This is a genomic window from Piscinibacter defluvii, assembly GCF_004011805.1.
GTDB classification, from domain to species: domain Bacteria; phylum Pseudomonadota; class Gammaproteobacteria; order Burkholderiales; family Burkholderiaceae_C; genus Piscinibacter; species Piscinibacter defluvii.
Map to the genome: position 1 here is coordinate 287,692 of NZ_RCHJ01000003.1, position 18,916 is coordinate 306,607.

An 18,916-nucleotide genomic window follows, 5' to 3' on the forward strand; every position below is an offset into this window, starting at 1 on the left:
GGCGATTCCGCAAACTCTATGCCGCCTGCTGGCGCAGCCGCACGATCCGTTTCAATTCCGGGATGCAGGATCCGCAATTGGTGCCGCAGCGCAGCGTGTCCTGCAGCGCGGCGAGCTGCGCCTCGGGCGAGCCGGTGCAGCGCGCCAGCGCCTCGCCGATGCGCGCCTCGGAGACGTCGAAGCAGCTGCAGACCTGGCGGCCGGCGGGCGCGACGGCCACCGGCGCCTTCGCCCCGGGCTGCAGCAGCGCGCGCCCGAACGCCTGCGCCGGCCGGCGCTCCTGCAGCAGCGGGCGGATCCAGGCCTCGGCGCTGATGTCGCCGGCCAGCAGGCAGGCCTCGAGCCGCGCCTGCGCGCCGTCGGGCACCAGCTTCATGCTGCGGCGCTGGCCGCGCCGCCGGTCGGCGTAGTGCAGCACGCCGGCGCGGTCGAGCCCGAGCAGCGCCTCGATCTGCAGCAGCAGTTCGTCGGGCGGTGGCTCGTAGGCGGCGGCGCGCAGCAGCACGCCGCAGGCCTCGCGCCCGAACGGCACGGCCGCCGCGTAGGCCAGCGAGCCGGCCAGCGCGAGCAGGCGGCGCTGCACCTGGGGTGCGGCGTCGGCCGGCAGCCAGGCCAGCGCGAGCAGCTTCCACGGCAGCTCGGCCTTGAGCACCTTGACGGCGGCATGCTTGAGCTCGGGCTGCTTCGAGCTCGGGCAGAAGGCCGGCACGGTCAGCGCGTTGATGCCGGTCAGGCGCTGGCCGGTGGCGCTGCAGCCGGTGACGAACTCCTCGCCCCAGTGCATCGGCGCGAACAGCTGCGCCGGGCGCAGCTGTTCGCTGGCGCGCACCGGCAGCACGATGCTGCCGCGCCGCGAGGTGACATGCGCCAGGTCGCCCTCGGCGAGCTTCAGGCGCGCCATGTCCTGCGCATGCATCTCGAGCGCCGGCTCGGCCACGTGGCCGAACAGCCGGCCGACCGTGCCGGTGCGGCTCATGCCGTGCCACTGGTCGCGCAGCCGGCCGGTGTTGAGCGAGAACGGAAAACGTGCATCGCGCGGCTCGGCCGGTGCGGCCCAGGGCGTGTCGACGAAGCGGGCGCGGCCGTCGGGCGTGGGGAACACGCCGTCCTCGTACAGCCGCGCACGGCCCTGCGTCGCGTCCGCGGGGAAGGGCCACTGCTGCGGTGCCGCCTCGAGCTGCGCCCAGCTCAGGCCGGTGATGTCGAGGTCGCGGCCGCGGGTCGATTCGCGGTGCTCGTTCCACACCGCCTCCGGCGCGCCGTAGGGGAACAGGCTGGGCCGGCCGGGCCGCAGCCGCGCCTCCAGCCGGCGTGCCACGTCCACCGCGATGGCCCAGTCGTGTCGCGCCTCGCCGGCCGGCCACACGGCCGGGCGAACGCGGCTGATGCGGCGCTCGCTGTTGGTGACGGTGCCGTCCTTCTCGCCCCAGGTGGTGGCGGGCAGCAGCAGGTCGGCATAGGCCGCGGTGGCGGTGGTGGCGAAAGCCTCCTGCACGATCACGAACTCGGCCCGCTCGAGCGCGCGCCGCACGGTGGCCTGGTCGGGCAGCGACTGGGCCGGATTGGTGCAGGCGATCCACAGCGCCTTCACCGCGCCGTCCGCCGCCGCCTCGAACATCTCCACGGCGGTCTTGCCCGGCGCGGCCGGCACGCTGTCCACGCCCCACAGCCGGGCGACCTCGGCGCGGTGTTCGGCGTTGCCGAGATCGCGGTGGGCCGAGAGCAGATTGGCCAGCCCGCCGACCTCGCGCCCGCCCATCGCGTTGGGCTGGCCGGTCAGCGAGAAGGGTCCCGCGCCCGGCTTGCCGATCTGCCCGGTGGCCAGGTGCAGGTTGATCAACGCGGCGTTCTTCGCGGTGCCGCTGGCGCTCTGGTTCAGGCCCTGGCAGTAGAGCGAGAGCGTCGGGCGGCGCGCGGCGCGGCCTTGCTCCAGGCCGGCGAACCAGCGCGCCGCCTGCACCAGGTCGGCCTCGGGGATGCCGCAGGTGGCGGCCACGTCCTTCGGCGCGAAGGCGCGCACGCGCTCGCGCAGGGCCTCGAAGCCGCTGGTGTGGGCGTCGATCCAGGCCGCATCGACCAGCCCCTCCCACAGCATCAGGTGCAGCATGCCGTGGAACAGCGCCACGTCGGTGCCCGGCAGGATGGGCAGGAACAGGTCGGCCATGTCGGCCGTCTCGGTGCGCCGCGGGTCGACCACGATCAGCCGCAGCGCCGGGTTGGCGCGCTTGGCGTCCTCGATGCGGCGGAACAGGATCGGGTGCGCGAACGCGGTGTTCGAGCCGGCGATGAACAGCGTGTCGGCGTGCTGCAGGTCGTCGTAGCAGGCCGGCGGGGCGTCTGCCCCCAGCGTGGCCTTGTAGCCGGCCACCGCGCTGCTCATGCACAGGCGCGAGTTGGTGTCGATGTTGTTGGTGCCCAGCAGCCCCTTGGCGAGCTTGTTGAAGACGTAGTAGTCCTCGGTCAGCAGCTGGCCGGAGACATACAGGCCGACCGCGTCGGGGCCGTGGTCGGCGGCGATGTCGCCCAGGCGTTGCGCGGCGAGGTCGAGCGCCGCGTCCCAGGCGATGCGCTGCGGCGCCGCCCCCCGTTCGAGCCGCTGCATCGGGTGCAGCAGGCGCGCCTGGCGCGTGATCTCCACCGTGGCCGTGTGGTGCAGCGTGCTGCCCTTGGTGCAGAGACGGCCGGCGTTGGCCGGGTGGTCCGGGTCGCCGCGCACGCCGGTGATCCGGTGCCCGTCGGACTCGATGATCACCCCGCAGCCGACGCCGCAGTACGGGCAGGTGGAGCGGGTCTCGGCCACGTCAGGCTTCGGTCGTCACGGCCAGGGTGGCGAGTTCTTGCGCGTCGAGCGACACCGTGCCGTTCTCGACCTTGACGGCGAACCTCGTCGTGCAGCCCTCGTCCGGCGCCTTGGCGCAGCCGTCGGCCAGCCCGATGGTCCAGTTGTGCAGCGGGCAGGCCACGCTCTCGCCGAACACGATGCCCTGGCTGAGCGGGCCGCCCTTGTGCGGGCAGCGGTCGAGCAGGGCGAACACCTTGTCCTCGGCGTTGCGGAACACCGCCACCTCGCCGCCGGCCGGCCGCGCCACGCGCCGCGCGCCGAGCTTCGGAATCTCGTCGACCCGGCAGATCACCTTCCATTCGCTCATCACAGCGCTCCCACCGGCGTGAACTGCCGCGTGTCGACCGCGGCCTTGTCGAACTCGAACCACGGATCGGGCTCGCCGTCGAGGCTGAACTGCAGCCGCTCCCAGAGCGCCTTGCGGCCCGCGTGGTCGTCGAGGATCTTCTTCTTCACGTAGTCGAGCCCGACGCGGCCGACGTAGTGGCAGGTGCGCTCGAGGTACCAGCCTTCCTCGCGGTAGAGCTGCAGGAAGGCGCCGCTGTACTCCAGCACTTCGGCCGCCGTCTTCAGCTTGACGAGGAACTGCGCCACCTCGGTCTTGATGCCGCCGTTGCCGGCGACGTAGATCTCCCAGCCGGAGTCGACGCCGATCACGCCGACGTCCTTGATGCCGGCCTCGGCGCAGTTGCGCGGGCAGCCCGAGACGGCCAGCTTGACCTTGTGCGGCGCGTACATGCGCCAGAGCGCGCGCTCCAGGTCCTTGCCCATCTGCGTGCTGTCCTGCGTGCCGAAGCGGCACCACTCCGAGCCGACGCAGGTCTTCACCGTGCGCAGCGCCTTGGCGTAGGCATGGCCGGAAGGCATGCCGATGTCCTTCCAGACGTTGACGAGGTCTTCCTTCTTCACGCCCAGCAGGTCGATGCGCTGGCCGCCGGTCACCTTGACCGTCGGGATTTTGTACTTGTCCACCGCGTCGGCGATGCGGCGCAGCTCGTCGGCGGTGGTCTCGCCGCCCCACATGCGCGGGATCACCGAGTACGTGCCGTCCTTCTGGATGTTGGCGTGGCTGCGCTCGTTGATGAAGCGGCTCTGCGGGTCGTCCTTCGCCTCCTTGGGCCAGGTGCTGATCAGGTAGTAGTTGACGGCCGGGCGGCAGGACGAGCATCCGTTGGGCGTGCGCCAGCCGAGCGTGTGGTAGACCGAATCGATGGTCAGCAGCTTCTCGGCGCGGATCGCCTCGCGCACCTCCTGGTGGCTGGCGTCGGTGCAGCCGCACATCGCCTTCTTGGTGGGCGCCTTGGAGTAGTCGCCGCCGGCGGTGAACATGAGCAGCTGCTCCACCAGGCCGGTGCAGGAGCCGCAGCTCGCGCTCGCCTTGGTGTGCTTGCGCACCTCGTCGAGCGTGAACAGGCCCTTGTCTTTGATGGCCTTGCAGATGGTGCCCTTGTTGACGCCGTTGCAGCCGCACACCTCGTCGCTGTCGGCCATCGCGGCGGCCCGCGTATTGCCCTCGTGGCCGGTGTCGCCGATGTTGCTCTCGCCGAACATCAGCTTGTCGCGGATGTCGTTGATCGTTCGGCCCTCGCGCAGCAGCTTGAAGTACCAGCTGCCGTCGACCGTGTCGCCGTACAGGCAGGCGCCGACCAGCTTGTCGTCCTTGATGACGAGCTTCTTGTAGACGCCGCCGTAGGGATCGCTCATCACGATCTCCTCGCAGTCCTTGCCGCCCATGAAGTTGCCGGCGGAGAAGAGATCGATGCCGGTCACCTTCAGCTTGGTGCTGGTCTGGCTGCCGGTGTAGCGGCCGATGCCGAACTCGGCCAGGTGCGTGGCGCAGACCTTGCCCTGCTCGAAGAGCGGCGCCACCAGGCCGTACGCGATGCCGCGGTGCGCCGCGCATTCGCCCACCGCGTAGATGCGCGGGTCGGTCACGGTCTGCATCGTGTCGCTGACGACGATGCCGCGGTTGCAGTGCAGGCCGATCTTCTCGGCGAGTTCGGTGTTGGGGCGGATGCCCGCGGCCATCACCACCAGGTCGGCCGGGATCTCGCTGCCGTCCTTGAACTGCACCGCCATCACGCGGCCGTTCCTGTCGCCGACCAGTGCCTGCGTCTGTGCGCCGATCATGAACTTCAGGCCGCGGTTCTCGAGCGATTGCTGCAGCAGCTTGCCCGCGGTGTCGTCGAGCTGGCGCTCCATAAGCCAGGGCATGATGTGCACCACGGTCACCTGCATGCCGCGCAGCATCAGGCCGTTGGCCGCCTCGAGCCCGAGCAGGCCGCCACCGATCACGACCGCATGCTTGTAGGTCTTGGCGGCCTCGATCATCGTGTTGGTGTCTGCGATGTCGCGGTAGGCGATCACGCCGTCGAGCTCCTTGCCCGGCACCGGCAGGATGAAGGGGTTGGAGCCGGTGGCGATCAGCAGGCGGTCGTACTCCTCCTCGGTGCCGTCGGCGGCGCGCACGATGCGGCGCCGCCGGTCGACCTCCACCACCTTCTTGCCCAGGTGCAGGCGGATGCGGTTCTCCTCGTACCAGGACAGCGGGTTGAGGATGATCTCGTCGACGGTCTGCTCCCCGGCCAGCACCGGGCTGAGCAGGATGCGGTTGTAGTTCGGGTGCGGCTCGGCACCGAAGACGGCGATGTCGTACAGGTCCGGCGCGATCTTCAGCAGCTCTTCGAGCGTGCGCACGCCGGCCATGCCGTTGCCCACCATCACCAGTTTCATCTTCTTCATGCAAGCCTCCGGACAGCGTCGATAGCAAGAGGGGTGCCACGAGACACAATGTCTGCATGACATTCGAGATCGAGGTCGGCCACGCGAGCCGCAACGGCCCGCGCGAGACGAACGAGGATTTCGCCGGCGCCACGCGCTCCGCGCCGGGCGACGCGGTGCCGGGGCTGATCGCGGCGATCGCCGACGGCGTGAGCAGCGGCGGCCGCGGCCGCGAGGCCGCGCAGACCAGCGTGATGGGCCTGCTGGCGGATTTCTTCGCGACGCCGGCCACCTGGGAGACCAGCGTCGCGCTGGATCGGCTGATCGGCGCGCAGAACGCCTGGCTCGTCGCGCAGAACCGGCAGCGCGGCGGACGTGGCGGCGAGCTCGCGCTGACCACGCTGTCTGCGCTGGTGCTGCAGGGCCAGCGCTGGACGCTCGCCCATGTGGGCGACACGCGCATCTGGCGCGTGGCCGGCGGCGAGATCCAGCAGCTCACGCTGGACCACGCCTTCAGCCAGCCCGACCTGCGCAACCGCCTGACGCGTGCGGTCGGCCTGGACGAGCTGCTGCACGTCGATTCCTTGCACGGCGAGCTGCAGCTGGGCGACTGCTTCGTGCTCAGCAGCGACGGCGTGCACGGCGTGCTCAAGCCACGCCAGATTGGCACGCTGGCCGGGCAGGGCAGTGCCGCGCAGGCGGCCGAGGCGATCGTCGAGGCGGCGCTGGCGGCCGGCACGCGCGACAACGCCAGCGCGCTGGTGGTGCGCGTGCGCGGGCTGGATGCGGCGCGCCTGGAGGACGAGGCCGCGCGCCTGCGTCACCTCGCGCCGCTGCCCCCCCTGCGCGTGGGTGACGCGGTGGACGGCTACACCATCACCGCGCTGGTGGCCGACACCGGCGTGCACCGGCTCTACCAGGCGCGCGACGCGCGCACGCAGCAGCTCGTCGCGCTGAAGACGCTGCACGAATCGCGCGCCGCCGACGCCGAGGAGCGCGCGATGCTGGCGCACGAGGCCTGGCTGTCGCAGCGCGTCACCGAGCGCGATGCGCGCGGCTTCGTGCGCAGCCACCCGGTTCACGAGGCGAGCGCGCTCTACACCGTGTTCGACTGGCATGGCGGCCAGACGCTCGAGCAGCGGTTGGCCCGGCAGCCGCGCGGCGAGCCGGCCGAGGTGGTGGCCGCGGCGATCGCGATCGTGCGCGCGCTCGGCCGGCTGCACCGCCAGGGCGTGATCCACCGCGACGTCAAGCCCGGCAACCTGCACCTGGGCGACGACGGCCAGTGGCGGGTGCTGGACCTCGGCGTCGCGCTGTCCGGCCGCGAGGGGGGGGCGCAGCGCGAGCTGCACGCCGGCACGCCGAGCTACATCAACCCGGAGCAGTGGGCCGGCGCACCGGCGGACGCCGGCTCCGACCTGTTCGCGCTCGGCGTCACGCTGTACCGATGGCTGGCCGGCCGGCTCCCGTACGGCGAGATCGAGCCCTACCAGGGCGCGCGCTACCGGCGCGACCCGGTGCCGCTGTCGCGCATCAGGCCGGACGTGCCGATCTGGCTCGATCATCTGGTGCTCCGCGCCATCGCGATCGACCCGAAGCAGCGCTTCGAGACGGCCGAGGAGATGCTGCTCGCGCTCGAGCGCGGCGCGGCGCGCCCGGTGTCGGCCCCCGCCGCCACGCCGCTGGCCGCTCGCGACCCGACGGCCTTGTGGAAGATCGCGCTCGGCATCTCGCTGCTCTTCAACGCGCTGCTGGTGTTCTGGCTGGTGTTCCTGCCGCACTGAGCCGGGAGGCATGCGGCTCAGGCGTCGAGCCGGTAGCTCGCGCCGCCGGCCTCGCCGGTGGTCGCCTGGCGCGCCCGGCCGCCCTTCTCGGCCCAGGTGCGCGTCCAGCGGATCTGCACCACGCGCAGCATCACCAGCATCAGCACGGCCAGCGCGGCGAAGGAGACGAAGCCCCACAGGTAGGTGCCGAAGTACTGCTTGGACAGGCCCATCGCGTTCGGGATGAAGCCGCCGCCGAGCGCGCCGATCTCGCCGATCATCGAGCCGGCCACCGCGGTGGTCAGCGGCCAGCGCAGCGGCACGAGCTGGAACAGCGCGCCGTTGCCGGCGCCGAGGCAGGCGAAGCAGAGCATGAACAGCAGCGTCGTCGCCGCCACCGAGCCGCTGCTCATGCCGCACAGCACCAGCGTCGCCGCCACCGCCAGCAGCACGCCGGTGAGCGTGTGGATGCCGCCCACGCGGTCGGAGATGTAGCCGCCGACCACGCGCACCGCCGAGCCCATCAGCGTGGCCAGCATCGTGAGCTGGCCGGCCTCGACCTTGGTGACCTTGAACTGGTCGTAGAAGTAGGTCGGCAGGAAGCTCGCCAGGCCGATGAAGCCGCCGAAGGTGACGATGTAGATCAGGCTGAAGGCCCAGCCGTCCTTCTCGAACAGGCAGGCGACGTGCTGGCGGAAGGTCTGGTGCTCGCGGTCCGGCGGCTCCTTGGCGGCGAACCACATCACGAGCATCGGCACCAGCATGGTCAGCGCGGCCAGGCCGTAGACCGCCTGCCAGCCGAACTTGGTGGCCAGCGGCGGGGCGAACAGCACCGCCAGCACCGTGCCCGAGTTGCCGGCGCCGGCCAGGCCCATCGCCAGACCCTTGTACTTCGGCGGGAACCAGCCGCTGCCCAGGCTCAGCGCGACGCCGAAGCTCGCGCCGGCGATGCCCAGCAGCACGCCCATCAGGATCACCTCGTCGTAGGTGTCGACCGCGAGGTAGCCGAACACCAGGGCGGCGACGATCAGCGCCATCTCCACCAGCGCGGCATTCTTGCGCCCGATGTACTGCGACAGCACGCCGAGCGGGAAGCGCATCAGCGCGCCGGCCAGGATCGGCACCGAGATCATGGAGCCCTTCTGCGCCGCGCTGAGTTGGAAGGTCTCGCTGATGAACGGCCCCATCGCGCCGTTCAGCACCCAAATCGCGAAGCAGAAGTCGAAGTACAGGAACGACGCGAGCAGCGTCGGCCAATGGCCCGACTGCAGGAAGGCGCGGGCGCCGGAGGCGGAGGAACTCGAGCGCGAGGGCACGGCGTGGACGGCGGGCATGGTGACTCCGAACGAGGCCGGCCGGCACGGGCCGGTCGGCAGGAGATACATCACCACGCACGTCGCTGTGCGCGCGGCCCGGCGTATCGTCACGGGCCGGGTGCGGCAGCGCACCCGGCCGGTCCATTGCAAGAGGTGGGCCAGGTGCCAGCTTGCCCCGGCCGACCGGGCGCCAACCCGCGCCGGTGCTCGCGCTGCGCCCGGCGTGCCCGGCCCGGGCGGGGCCGGCGCGACGCGCTACGGTGCAGCCGGTTCACCGCGTTGGTGCGGTGCAGCATCGCAGGCTGGTGCAGGCCGCGCACGTCGTATGCTTGCAATCGTCCGTGCTGCCTCCCGCCTGCCTGCCCATGCCCAGAGTCCTGCTGATCGCCCCTGCCGGCGCACCGCCGATCGAGCAGGACCTGGCCGCGCAGGGCGTGCCGGTGATCGCGCACAGCGAGCCGTCCCGGCTGGTGGCCGACGCGGTGCGCGGCGAGGCGGGCGTGGTGGTGGCCTGGGAGCCGTATCCGGCCGCCGGCCTGCTGCAGGCCTTCGAGTCGCTGCAGCAGCACGCGCCGCTGCCGGTGCTGCTGTTCACCGACGATGCCGATGTGGCGACGCTCGAGCGCGCGCTGCGCAGCGGCGTGCATGCCTATGTGGTGAAGGGCTACGACCCGGTGCGGCTGCGCCCGCTGCTGCAGCTCGCACGCGCCCGCTTCGAGCGCGACGAGGCACAGCGTGCGGCCCACGCGGACCTGGCCGACCGCTTCGAGGAGCGCAAGCTGGTCGAGCGCGCCAAGGGCATCCTGATGCGCGAGCATCAGATCTCGGAGGACGAGGCCTTCCGCCAGCTGCGCCAGGTCTCGATGCTCGGGCAGCAGCGCGTGGGCACCGTGTCGCGCCGGGTGATCGACGCTGCACGCGATGCGGATGCGGTGAACCGCGCCGGGCAGTTGCGCATGCTGTCGCAGCGGCTGGTCAAGCTGTACGCGCTGCGCTGTGCGCGCGCCGATGCCGAGCAGGCCGGGCGACTGCAGGTGGAGGCGGCGCGCCGCGTCTCGGAAATCGTCGCCGGGCTCGGGCAGAGCCTGTCGCAAGCCACCTTTGGCGACCTGCTCGAGGGTGTGGACCAGGCGTGGTCGGCGCTGCAGCCGGCGTTGCAGGGCAGGCCGCAGGTCGACCGGCTGCCGGCCGCCGACGCGGCGGCCGAGCGGCTGCTGGTGGCCGCCGACGCGCTCACGACCGCTCTGGAGTCGGCCAGCCCGCTGCGCACGCTGGCGGTGGTCAACCGGGCCGGGCGGCAGCGCATGCTGTCGCAGCGGCTGGCCAAGCAGGCCCTGCTCGGCGCGTTGTGCGACGGGCCGGTGGCGCAGTCCGCGGCGGCGGACGCGGTGCGCAGCGTCGAATCCTTCGAGCAGGCGCTGCGGGCGTTGCAGCAGGCCCCGCTCAGCTCGCCCGAGATCCGCGCCCAGCTCGAGGTGGCCGAGCAGGCGTGGCGCGAACTGCTCACCGGCCTGGGCGATGCGTTCGCGGCGGACGGGCGCAGTCGCATCGCGGTGGCCAGCGAACACCTGCTGGACCGCTTCGAGCGCCTGACCGCGCTCTACGCACGCGCCGCGCAGTCGCTGTTGGAACGCGGCTGAACGCCCCCCTGTTCGAGCGGTGCCCGGCGGACGCCGCCAGATATGATCGACTGGCAAGTTAGGGGGGTGGGCGGCGGCGCTCTGGTGTCTTCTTGTCAAGCTCGACGCTCGAGAACACCATAGCCGTCCCGTGGCCCGCGCCCTCGGGCCCACGCACCATGTCCATGACCGAGTCCTCGCCAATTGCCACGGGCACGCTAGCCGCGCGTGGCCTGGCGTTGCTGTCCGGTCTCGGCCTGGCGGAGGGCACGCTGCTCGGCGGCCTGCTCGAGTTGCTCGACCGCCTCGACCTGGCGGTGGCCGTGAAGGACCTGTCGAGCGGGCAGTACCGGTACGTCACGGCGCGCATGGCGGGCCTGTTCGGCGCGAGCCCGCAGCAGCTCCTGGGCAGTACCGATGCGCAGTGGCTCGAGCCGGCGCAATGGCCGCCGCTGCGCACCGCGGAGCAGGCGGCCGCGGCGATGCCCAGCGGTGCGCTGACCGAGCACCGGCTCGACCTGGCTGGCCAGCGCCGCGAGTTCAGCGTCGCGCGCATCGTGCTGCCGTCGGCCGACGCAGGCGCGCCCCGACTGGTGGTCTGCCTGTGGCACGAACTGACCGAGCTGCGTGCGCGCGATGCGCGGCTGCAGCAGGCGCTGGCGCAGATCGAGCAGCAGCAGCAGGCCGCCGAGCAGCTGCGCCGGGAGGCCTACGACCAGGCGCTGCGCGACGGCGTGACCGGCCTGTACCAGCCAGCCCATTTCGACGATCAGCTGCGCCGCGAGGTCGACCTGTCCTCGCGCGAGCACCGCGAGTTCGCGCTGGTGTCGATCGCGCTCGATCCTCCCGGCGAGCAGGTCGCGGCGCTCGGCCCCGCCGCGCACACCCGGATCCTGGAGGCGCTCGGCCGGCTGCTGCGCGGCAACACCCGGGCGATGGACGCCTCCTGCCGCATCGACGACAGCCGCTTCGCCGTGCTGCTGTCCGGTGTCGGCCTGGCCACGGCACATTCACGCATGGAGGGCCTGCGGCGCCAGTGCGCCACGCAGATCGTCGTGCTCGACGGCCAGAACATCGGCTTCACCGTCTCGATGGGCGTGGCGAGCTTCCCGCACACCGCGCACTCGCAGGAGGCCTTGCTGCAGGCCGCCGACGCCGCGCTGGCCGAGGCGCGCAAGCGCGGCGGCAACCACGTCACGCTGGCCAGCATCCGCTTCGAATCCTGAGCCGCCGGCCGCCTCGGGTTCTCTCACACCTTCTCAGGCCAGGCCCTTGTAGAGCATGTAGCTCGCCAGGCCGTAGAGCAGCAGCGCGAACACGCGCTTGAGCTGGCGCACGTCCAGGCGGTGCGCGGCCCGCGCGCCCAGCGGCGCGGTCAGCACGCTGGCGCTGGCGATGCACAAGAGCGCCGGCAGGTACAGGTAGCCGAAGGCGCCGGGCAGGGCCGGCGGCAGGCCCCAGCCGCCGATCACGTAGCCGGCGGTGCTGGCCAGGGCGATCGGGAAGCCGAGCGCGGCGCTGGTGGCCACCGCCTGGTGGATCGGCACGTTGCACCAGGTCATGAACGGCACCGAGACGAAGGCACCGCCGGCGCCGACCAGCCCCGACAGGAAGCCGATGCCGGCCCCGGCGCCGGCCAGACCGAGCGGGCCGGGCAGCGTCCGGCTCGGCGCCGGGCGCTTGTCCAGCAGCATCTGCGTGGCCGAGAAGCCGACGAACAGCGCGAAGCCGATCGCCAGTGCCGCGCCCTTGAGCAGCGCGAATGCGCCGGCCCCGGCCAGCAGCGAGCCGGCCAGGATGCCCGGCGCGAACCGGCGCACCAGTGGCCACTGCACCGCGCCGCGCCGGTGGTGGGCGCGCAGGCTCGACAGCGAGGTGAACAGGATCGTGGCCATCGAGGTGGCGATGGCCATCTTGACCGCCAGGCCCGGCGCGACGCCGCGCGAGGAAAGCACCCAGGTGACGAAGGGCACCATCAGCATGCCCCCGCCCACGCCCAGCAGCCCGGCGAGGAAGCCGGCCAAGGCGCCCAGGGCGAGCAGTTCGGCGACGAGAGGCAGTGGCGGCAGCGGCATCGGGGCAGGAGGGTGTCCCGCGCGACGCCGGACAGCAGGCAGGGAGATTATTGGTTGTCGAGCCCGAACCGTCGGGTTATAAGGTGAACATTGCGGTCAGGGCCAGCATCGTGGCCCGCGTGCTCACCGGCCACCAGCCGCGCCTCCCGCCGCAAGCTTCCACGTTCCCATCTGCCTGTCGGCACGCCTGCCGACATGAGCATCCGTTTTCCGCGCACGAGGGCCCCGATGCCGACCTTGAAGGACCTGCTAGCCCATGGAACCGACGCCGACGCGGCGATTTCCGCGCCGGGCCGCCCGCCGCTCACGCACGGCGGACTGCGTGCGCAGATCGGCGCCACGCTGGAGCGCCTGAACGCGCTGGGGCTGGGCCGCAACGACCGCGTCGCGATCGTGCTCGACAACGGCCCCGAGATGGCGAGCTGCTTCATCGCCTGCGCCAGCGGCGTGGCCAGCGCGCCGCTGAACCCGGCCTACCGCGCCGACGAGTTCGAGTTCTATCTCTCCGACCTGAACGCCAGGGCGCTGATCGTCGCGCGCGGCAGCAGTTCGCCGGCCATCGAGGTGGCGGCCAAGCTGGGCGTGCCGGTGCTCGACCTGGTGGTGGCCGAGGGCGCGCCGGCCGGTGCCTTCACGCTCGAACCGCGCACGGCGATCGCGGCCGCCGCCGCGGCCGCACCGGGCTATGCGCAGGAAGGCGACGTGTCGATGGTGCTGCACACCTCCGGCACCACCTCGCGCCCGAAGATCGTGCCGCTGTCGCAGGGCAACCTGGCCGCGTCGGCACGCCACATCGCCGCGACGCTGCAGTTCACGGCCCGGGACTGCGGCCTGAACATCATGCCGCTGTTCCACATCCACGGCCTGATCGCCGGGGTGCTGGCGCCGCTGACCGCGGGCTCGCAGGTGTTCTGCACGCCCGGCTTCAACGCGCTGAAGTTCTTCGGCTGGATGGACGAGGCCCGGCCCACCTGGTACACCGCCGTGCCGACCATGCACCAGACCATCCTGGCGCGCGCGGCGAAGAACGCCGACGTGATCGCGCGCCACCCGCTGCGCTTCATCCGCTCGTCCTCCTCGTCGATCCCGCCGCAGGTGATCCGCGAGCTCGAGGAGGTGTTCAAGGCGCCGCTGATCGAGGCCTACGGCATGACCGAGGCGACGCACCAGATGTGCTCCAACCCGTTGCCGCCGGCCGCGCGCAAGCCCGGCACGGTGGGGCGCGCAGCCGGGCCGGAGGTGGCCATCATGGCCGAGGACGGCAGCCTGTTGCCGGCCGGCGAGACCGGCGAGATCGTGATCCGCGGGCCCAACGTCACCGCCGGCTACGAGAGCAACCCCAAGGCCAATGCCGAGGCCTTCACCAACGGCTGGTTCCGCACCGGCGACCAGGGCGTGATGGACGCCGAGGGCTACGTCTCGATCACCGGCCGGCTCAAGGAGATCATCAACCGCGGCGGCGAGAAGATCAGCCCGCGCGAGGTCGACGAGATCCTGATGGACCACCCGGCCGTGGCGCAGGTGGTGTGCTTCGGCATGCCGCATCCGAAGCTCGGCGAGGAGGTGGCCGCCTGCGTGGTGCTGCGCGAGGGCGCGCAGGCCACCGAGCGCGAGCTGCAGGAGTTCGTCGGCCAGCGCGCGGCGGACTTCAAGGTGCCGAAGAAGATCCTGTTCATGCCCGAGATCCCCAAGGGCGCCACCGGCAAGCTGCAGCGCATCGGCCTGGCGGCCAAGCTGGGGCTGACCTGATTCCTCATCCACTGTTCATCGAGTCGACGAAAGGAGTTCGCATGTCGTTGGGTCACCTCGCGCCGCGTCTGGCGGCGGCGCTGATCGCCTGTGCGTCCACGGCCGCCTTCGCCTGGGAGCCGGCCAAGCCGATCGAGTTCGTCGTGCCGGCCGGCACCGGCGGCGGTGCCGACCAGATGGCGCGCTTCATCCAGGGCGTGGTCGCGAAGAACAACCTCGCCAAGCAGCCCATCGTCGTGGTCAACAAGTCCGGCGGCGCGGGGGCCGAGGGCTTCCTCGACGTCAAGGGCGACAGCGGCAACCCGCACAAGATCATCATCACGCTGTCCAACCTGTTCACCACGCCGCTGGCCACCGGGGTGCCGTTCAACTGGCGCGACCTGACGCCGGTGCAGATGCTGGCGCTCGACCAGTTCGTGCTGTGGGTCAACGAGGAATCGCCGCACAAGACGGGCAAGGCCTGGTTCGAGGCGCTCAAGGCGGGCGCGCCCAGCAGCGTCAAGGTCGGCGGCACCGGCTCCAAGCAGGAAGACCAGATCATCACCGTGATGATCGAGAAGGCGGCCGGCAAGAAGATCACCTACATCCCGTTCAAGGGCGGCGGCGACGTGGCCGTGCAGCTGGTGGGCAAGCACATCGATGCCACCGTCAACAACCCGATCGAGGCCGAATCGCACTGGCGCGCCGGCAAGCTGCGCGCGTTGTGCGTGATGGACAAGCAGGCCATGCCCTACAAGGAGAAGGTCACCGCGACCCAGGCCTGGGCCGACCTGCCGACCTGCACCAGCGCCGGCGTGCCGGTGGAGTACCAGATGCTGCGCGGCGTCTTCATGCCGCCGGGGGTCACGCCGGACCAGGTGCAGTACTACCTCGACCTGTTCGCCAAGGTGCGCGCGCTGCCGGAGTGGAAGGACTTCATGGCCAAGGGCGCCTTCAACCAGACCGCGCTCACCGGGCAGGCCTACTTCGACTGGCTCGGCAAGGCCGAGCAGCAGCACCGCGTGCTGATGAAGGACGCCGGCTTCCTGGCGAACTGAGGTCATGGACGCCGACCAGAAACCCGCCGGCCCCGGCCAGCGCGGGCCGGAGGCGGGCGTGGCCCTGTTCCTGGTGCTGCTGGGCGCGCTGGTGATCAAGGACAGCCTGCGCGTGGGCACCGGCTGGGCCGACGACGGCCCGCGCTCGGGCTACTTCCCCTTCTACATCGGGCTGCTGCTGATCGCCTCGTCGGGCTGGGTGCTGCTGCGCCAGCTCTGGCGCTGGAAGGCGCCGGACAAGCTGTTCGCCGAGCGCGCGCAGCTGTCCGGCGTGTTCGCGGTGCTGGTGCCGATGCTGGTGTACGTGGCGCTGATCGCCGGCATCGGCATCTACGTCTCGTCGGCGCTGCTGATCGGCTACTTCATGCGCCGCCACGGCCGCTACGCCTGGGCCGCCACGCTCGCGGTGGCCATCGGCGTGCCGCTGTTCTTCTGGGCGGTGTTCGAGCGCTGGTTCCTGGTGCTGCTGCCCAAGGGCCCGCTCGAGCGCCTGCTCGGGCTGTGAGGGGGCGACGATGGAAGAGATCGGCAACCTCCTGCACGGCTTCCAGGTCGCGCTGACGCTGCCCAACCTGGGCTTCATGCTCGTGGGCCTGCTGCTGGGCGTGCTGATCGGCGTGCTGCCGGGGCTGGGCGGCGCCAACGGCGTGGCCATCCTGCTGCCGCTGACCTTCAGCATGAACCCGACGTCGGCCATCATCATGCTGTCGTGCATCTACTGGGGCGCGCTGTTCGGCGGGGCGATCACCTCGATCCTGTTCAACATCCCCGGGGAGCCCTGGTCGGTGGCGACCACCTTCGACGGCTACCCGATGGCCCAGCAGGGCAAGGCGGCGCAGGCGCTGACGGCCGCGTTCACCTCGTCCTTCGTCGGCGCGTTCTTCGCCGTCGTGCTGATCACCTTCCTGGCGCCCTGGCTGGCGAAGTTCGCCCTCAAGTTCGGGCCGGCCGAGTTCTTCGCGGTGCAGCTGCTGACCTTCTGCAGCTTCGTGGGCATGAGCAAGGAGCCGCCGGCCAAGACCATCGCGGCCATGATGCTCGGCTTCGCGCTCGCGGCCGTCGGGCTCGACTCGGTCACCGGCACGCTGCGCATGACCTTCGACGTGCCGCAGCTGCTCAAGGGCTTCGACTTCCTGATCGCGGTGATCGGCCTGTTCGGCATCGGCGAGATCCTGCTGACGATGGAGGAGGGCCTGGCCTTCAAGGGCAAGAGCGCGCGCATCAGCCCGAGGGTGGTGCTGCAGACCTGGGGCGAGCTGCTGCAGTACTGGAAGGTGTTCCTGCGCTCCACCGCGATCGGCTGCTGGATGGGCATCACCCCCGGCGGTGCGACGCCGGCCTCGTTCATGGGCTACGGCACGGCGCAGCGCTTCTCGAAGAACCCTCAAGCGTTCGGCAAGGGCGCGATCGAGGGCGTGGTCGCGCCCGAGACGGCGGCCCACGCGGCCGGCACCTCGGCGCTGCTGCCGATGCTGACGCTGGGCATTCCCGGCTCGCCGACCGCCGCGGTGCTGCTCGGTGGCCTGCTGATCTGGGGCCTGCAGCCCGGGCCGATGCTGTTCGTCGAGCAGAAGGACTTCGTCTGGGGCCTGATCGCCTCGATGTACCTGGGCAACCTGGTCGGCCTGCTGGTGGTGCTGACCACCGTGCCGTGGTGGGCGGCGCTGCTGCGCATCCCGTTCGCCGTCATCGCCCCGGTGATCATCATGATCTGCGCGATCGGCGCCTACACGGTGCACAGCTCGATGTTCGACGTGGTGCTGATGATGGTGTTCGGCGTGCTCGGCTACCTGTTCAAGAAGCTCAAGTACCCGCTCGCGCCGCTGGTGCTGGCGCTGGTGCTGGGCGACATGGCCGAGGCCAGCTTCCGCCAGGCGATGCTGCTGTCGCAGGGCAGCCTGGCGATCTTCTGGTCCAACGCGCTGGTCGGCACGATCACCGCGCTGGCGCTGGTGATGCTGGTGTCGCCGCTGTGGGGCATCGCCAAGAAGGTGGCCCGGCGGCGCGAGTACTCGGAGGCCAAGTCATGAGGTTCGCGGTGGTGGGCGCCGGGGCGATCGGCGGCTATCTGGGCGCGCGGCTCGCGCTGGCGGGCGAGGACGTCACCTTCATCGCGCGCAACCGCAACCTCGAGGCGATCAACGCGCGCGGCTTCCGCCTGATCGAGGAAGACGGCAGCGAGCGCCACGCGAGCACGGTGCGCGCGGTGCAGCGCATGACCGAGGCCGGGCCGCAGGACGCCGTGCTGCTGACGCTCAAGGCGCACCAGGTGCGCGACGTGCTGCCCGACCTGCGCGCGCTGTTCGGCCCGCAGACCATGGTGGTGACGATGATCAACGGCATCCCGTGGTGGTACTTCCACAAGCTCGCCGGTCCTTACGAGGGGAGGCAGCTCGAGAGCGTGGACCCGGGCGGCGTCATCGCGCAGCACATCGAGCCCGAACGCATCGTCGGCAGCATCGTCTACCCGGCCAGCGAACTGCTCGAGCCCGGCGTGGTGAAGGTGATCGAGGGCAACCGCTTCTCGGTCGGCGAACTCGACGGGGCACGCAGCGAGCGCGTCGAGGCGCTCTCGCAGGCACTGATGAAGGCCGGCTTCAAGGCGCCGGTGGCGCGCGACATCCGCTCCGAGCTGTGGGTCAAGCTGTGGGGCAACCTGAGCTTCAACCCGATCTCGGCGCTGACGCATGCGACGCTGGAGCAGATCTGCCGCTTCGGCCCGACCCGCGAGCTGGCCGCCGCGATGATGCGCGAGGCCCAGGCGGTGGCCGAGAAGCTCGGCGTGCGCTTCAAGATCACGCTCGAGCAGCGCATCGCCGGGGCCGAGGCCGTGGGCTCGCACAAGACCTCGATGCTGCAGGACGTGGAGCACGGCCGCGCGCTCGAGCTCGAGGCGCTGGTCGGCTCGGTGGTCGAGCTCGGCCGCATCTCCGAGACGCCGACCCCCACGATCCAGGCGATCTACGCAGCCACCAGCCTTCTGGCGCGCACCCTCGCCGAGCAGCGCGGGCGCCTCGCGGTGCAGGCTCAGCCGTAGGTGTTGGCGAGCCGGCCGATGCCGTCGATTTCGACCTCGACGCTCGTGCCCGGCTTCATCGGCAGCACGCCCAGCGAGGTGCCGCACAGGATCACGTCGCCCGGCTCGAGCGTCATGTCCTGAGAGAGCCGCGAGACGAGTTCGTGCGGCCCGAAGATCATGTCGGAGAGCGTGTAGTTCTGGCGTTCGCGGCCGCCGATGAGCGTCTTCACGCTGGCGGTCACCGGGTCGAAGTCGGTCTCGATCACCGGGCCGAGCGGGGCGAAGCCGTCGAAGCCCTTGGCGCGGGTCCATTGGGCGAACGCGGGGTCGCGGTTCAGCAGTTCGAGCGCCGTCAGGTCGTTGGCGCAGGTGTAGCCGAAGATGTGGACCGCCGCCTGCTCGCGGGAAACGCCTTGGGTGCGCCGGCCGATCACGATCGCGAGCTCCCCCTCGTAGGCCACGCGTCCCACCTCGGGCGCCACCGCGGCGATGGCCTGGCCGTGGGCGGCCAGTGCGTTGGGGGTCTTCAGGAAGTACAGCGGTTCGGCCGGCACCGCCCAGCCGTTCTTCTGTGCCGCGGCGTGGAAGTTGTTCCACAGCGCCAGCATCTTGCCGGGCCGGCAGGGCGGCAGCCATTGCGCGCCCTCGAGCGACACCGTCTCGCCGGTGGGGCGGGGTGCGTCGAACAGGTCACCCTCGTGCACGACGAGCCGGCCGTCCTCGAGCACGCCGAACCACTCGCGGCCGCCGACGCGGCAACGCATCCACTTCATCG

14 protein-coding genes are annotated in these 18,916 nt (G+C 71.2%); 8 read left to right on the forward strand and 6 right to left on the reverse strand.

What is annotated here, in order from left to right; translation table 11 throughout:
- Positions 1–16: 16 nt before the first annotated feature.
- The 3 genes from D9C15_RS10845 to nirB are packed head-to-tail and all read right to left on the reverse strand — an operon-like array spanning position 17 to position 5,584.
- Positions 17–2,800 (reverse strand): nitrate reductase, encoded by a 2,784-nt coding sequence (locus D9C15_RS10845; RefSeq protein WP_127997462.1) that lies wholly within the window; start codon positions 2,798–2,800, stop codon positions 17–19.
- A 1-nt stretch (position 2,801) separates the two neighbouring features.
- Entirely contained in the window at positions 2,802–3,149 is a 348-nt protein-coding gene (gene nirD, locus D9C15_RS10850; RefSeq protein WP_127997463.1) for a nitrite reductase small subunit NirD, read from the reverse strand.
- Positions 3,149–5,584: a nitrite reductase large subunit NirB gene (gene nirB / locus D9C15_RS10855; protein ID WP_127997464.1), complete on the reverse strand. Its 2,436-nt coding sequence runs from the start codon at positions 5,582–5,584 to the stop codon at positions 3,149–3,151. The genes nirD and nirB overlap by 1 nt, the downstream gene beginning before the upstream one ends.
- 56 nt (positions 5,585–5,640) lie before the next feature.
- Between nirB and D9C15_RS10860 the strand changes: the two genes are divergently transcribed.
- Entirely contained in the window at positions 5,641–7,347 is a 1,707-nt protein-coding gene (locus D9C15_RS10860; RefSeq protein ID WP_127997465.1) for a bifunctional protein-serine/threonine kinase/phosphatase, read from the forward strand.
- Positions 7,348–7,364: 17 nt separating this feature from the next.
- On the opposite strand, the gene D9C15_RS10865 is transcribed toward D9C15_RS10860, so the two are convergent.
- Positions 7,365–8,660 (reverse strand): MFS transporter, encoded by a 1,296-nt coding sequence (locus D9C15_RS10865; protein WP_127997466.1) that lies wholly within the window; start codon positions 8,658–8,660, stop codon positions 7,365–7,367.
- Positions 8,661–9,007: 347 nt separating this feature from the next.
- Between D9C15_RS10865 and D9C15_RS10870 the strand changes: the two genes are divergently transcribed.
- Both D9C15_RS10870 and D9C15_RS10875 read left to right on the forward strand, forming a co-directional pair.
- Entirely contained in the window at positions 9,008–10,282 is a 1,275-nt protein-coding gene (locus D9C15_RS10870) for a type IV pili methyl-accepting chemotaxis transducer N-terminal domain-containing protein (protein WP_127997467.1), read from the forward strand.
- 164 nt (positions 10,283–10,446) lie between these two features.
- Complete coding sequence (locus D9C15_RS10875; protein ID WP_127997468.1) at positions 10,447–11,487, forward strand: GGDEF domain-containing protein; 1,041 nt, start codon at positions 10,447–10,449, stop codon at positions 11,485–11,487.
- Between the two features lie 33 nt (positions 11,488–11,520).
- Here the strand turns inward: D9C15_RS10875 and D9C15_RS10880 are convergent, their stop codons facing one another.
- Complete coding sequence (locus tag D9C15_RS10880; RefSeq protein ID WP_127997469.1) at positions 11,521–12,336, reverse strand: sulfite exporter TauE/SafE family protein; 816 nt, start codon at positions 12,334–12,336, stop codon at positions 11,521–11,523.
- 228 nt (positions 12,337–12,564) lie between these two features.
- Here D9C15_RS10880 and D9C15_RS10885 point away from each other — a divergent pair, with 228 nt between their 5' ends.
- From D9C15_RS10885 to D9C15_RS10905, 5 genes are read left to right on the forward strand one after another with little or no spacing between them, the layout of a single operon-like run.
- Positions 12,565–14,085 carry an acyl--CoA ligase gene (locus tag D9C15_RS10885; RefSeq protein WP_205854775.1) on the forward strand — a complete coding sequence of 507 codons (1,521 nt, stop codon included), beginning with the start codon at positions 12,565–12,567 and terminating at the stop codon, positions 14,083–14,085.
- A 41-nt stretch (positions 14,086–14,126) separates the two neighbouring features.
- Positions 14,127–15,122, forward strand: coding sequence for a Bug family tripartite tricarboxylate transporter substrate binding protein (locus D9C15_RS10890; protein WP_127997471.1), 996 nt, complete (start codon positions 14,127–14,129; stop codon positions 15,120–15,122).
- A gap of 4 nt (positions 15,123–15,126) precedes the next feature.
- Positions 15,127–15,627, forward strand: coding sequence for a tripartite tricarboxylate transporter TctB family protein (locus D9C15_RS10895; RefSeq protein ID WP_127997472.1), 501 nt, complete (start codon positions 15,127–15,129; stop codon positions 15,625–15,627).
- A 10-nt stretch (positions 15,628–15,637) separates the two neighbouring features.
- Complete coding sequence (locus D9C15_RS10900) at positions 15,638–17,152, forward strand: tripartite tricarboxylate transporter permease (RefSeq protein ID WP_127997473.1); 1,515 nt, start codon at positions 15,638–15,640, stop codon at positions 17,150–17,152.
- Positions 17,149–18,159, forward strand: a complete 1,011-nt coding sequence (locus D9C15_RS10905) for a 2-dehydropantoate 2-reductase (RefSeq protein WP_127997474.1) — start codon at positions 17,149–17,151, stop codon at positions 18,157–18,159. Before D9C15_RS10900 ends, D9C15_RS10905 begins: the two co-directional genes overlap by 4 nt.
- Here D9C15_RS10905 and D9C15_RS10910 read toward each other — a convergent pair.
- Positions 18,150–18,914, reverse strand: a complete 765-nt coding sequence (locus tag D9C15_RS10910) for a fumarylacetoacetate hydrolase family protein (protein ID WP_127997475.1) — start codon at positions 18,912–18,914, stop codon at positions 18,150–18,152. The two genes, D9C15_RS10905 and D9C15_RS10910, sit on opposite strands and share 10 nt — an antisense overlap.
- Positions 18,915–18,916: the final 2 nt, after the last annotated feature.

Excerpts from the sequence above, each read along its gene's own strand:
- D9C15_RS10890 (WP_127997471.1), top strand. The coding sequence starts at position 14,127 with ATGTCGTTGGGTCACCTCGCGCCGCGTCTGGCGGCGGCGCTGATCGCC.
- D9C15_RS10865 (WP_127997466.1), bottom strand. The coding sequence starts at position 8,660 with ATGCCCGCCGTCCACGCCGTGCCCTCGCGCTCGAGTTCCTCCGCCTCC.
- D9C15_RS10895 (WP_127997472.1), top strand. The coding sequence starts at position 15,127 with ATGGACGCCGACCAGAAACCCGCCGGCCCCGGCCAGCGCGGGCCGGAG.
- D9C15_RS10870 (WP_127997467.1), top strand. The coding sequence starts at position 9,008 with ATGCCCAGAGTCCTGCTGATCGCCCCTGCCGGCGCACCGCCGATCGAG.
- D9C15_RS10875 (WP_127997468.1), top strand. The coding sequence starts at position 10,447 with ATGACCGAGTCCTCGCCAATTGCCACGGGCACGCTAGCCGCGCGTGGC.
- D9C15_RS10860 (WP_127997465.1), top strand. The coding sequence starts at position 5,641 with ATGACATTCGAGATCGAGGTCGGCCACGCGAGCCGCAACGGCCCGCGC.
- D9C15_RS10880 (WP_127997469.1), bottom strand. The coding sequence starts at position 12,336 with ATGCCGCTGCCGCCACTGCCTCTCGTCGCCGAACTGCTCGCCCTGGGC.
- D9C15_RS10910 (WP_127997475.1), bottom strand. The coding sequence starts at position 18,914 with ATGAAGTGGATGCGTTGCCGCGTCGGCGGCCGCGAGTGGTTCGGCGTG.
- nirD (WP_127997463.1), bottom strand. The coding sequence starts at position 3,149 with ATGAGCGAATGGAAGGTGATCTGCCGGGTCGACGAGATTCCGAAGCTC.
- D9C15_RS10885 (WP_205854775.1), top strand. The coding sequence starts at position 12,565 with ATGCCGACCTTGAAGGACCTGCTAGCCCATGGAACCGACGCCGACGCG.
- D9C15_RS10900 (WP_127997473.1), top strand. The coding sequence starts at position 15,638 with ATGGAAGAGATCGGCAACCTCCTGCACGGCTTCCAGGTCGCGCTGACG.
- D9C15_RS10905 (WP_127997474.1), top strand. The coding sequence starts at position 17,149 with ATGAGGTTCGCGGTGGTGGGCGCCGGGGCGATCGGCGGCTATCTGGGC.
- nirB (WP_127997464.1), bottom strand. The coding sequence starts at position 5,584 with ATGAAGAAGATGAAACTGGTGATGGTGGGCAACGGCATGGCCGGCGTG.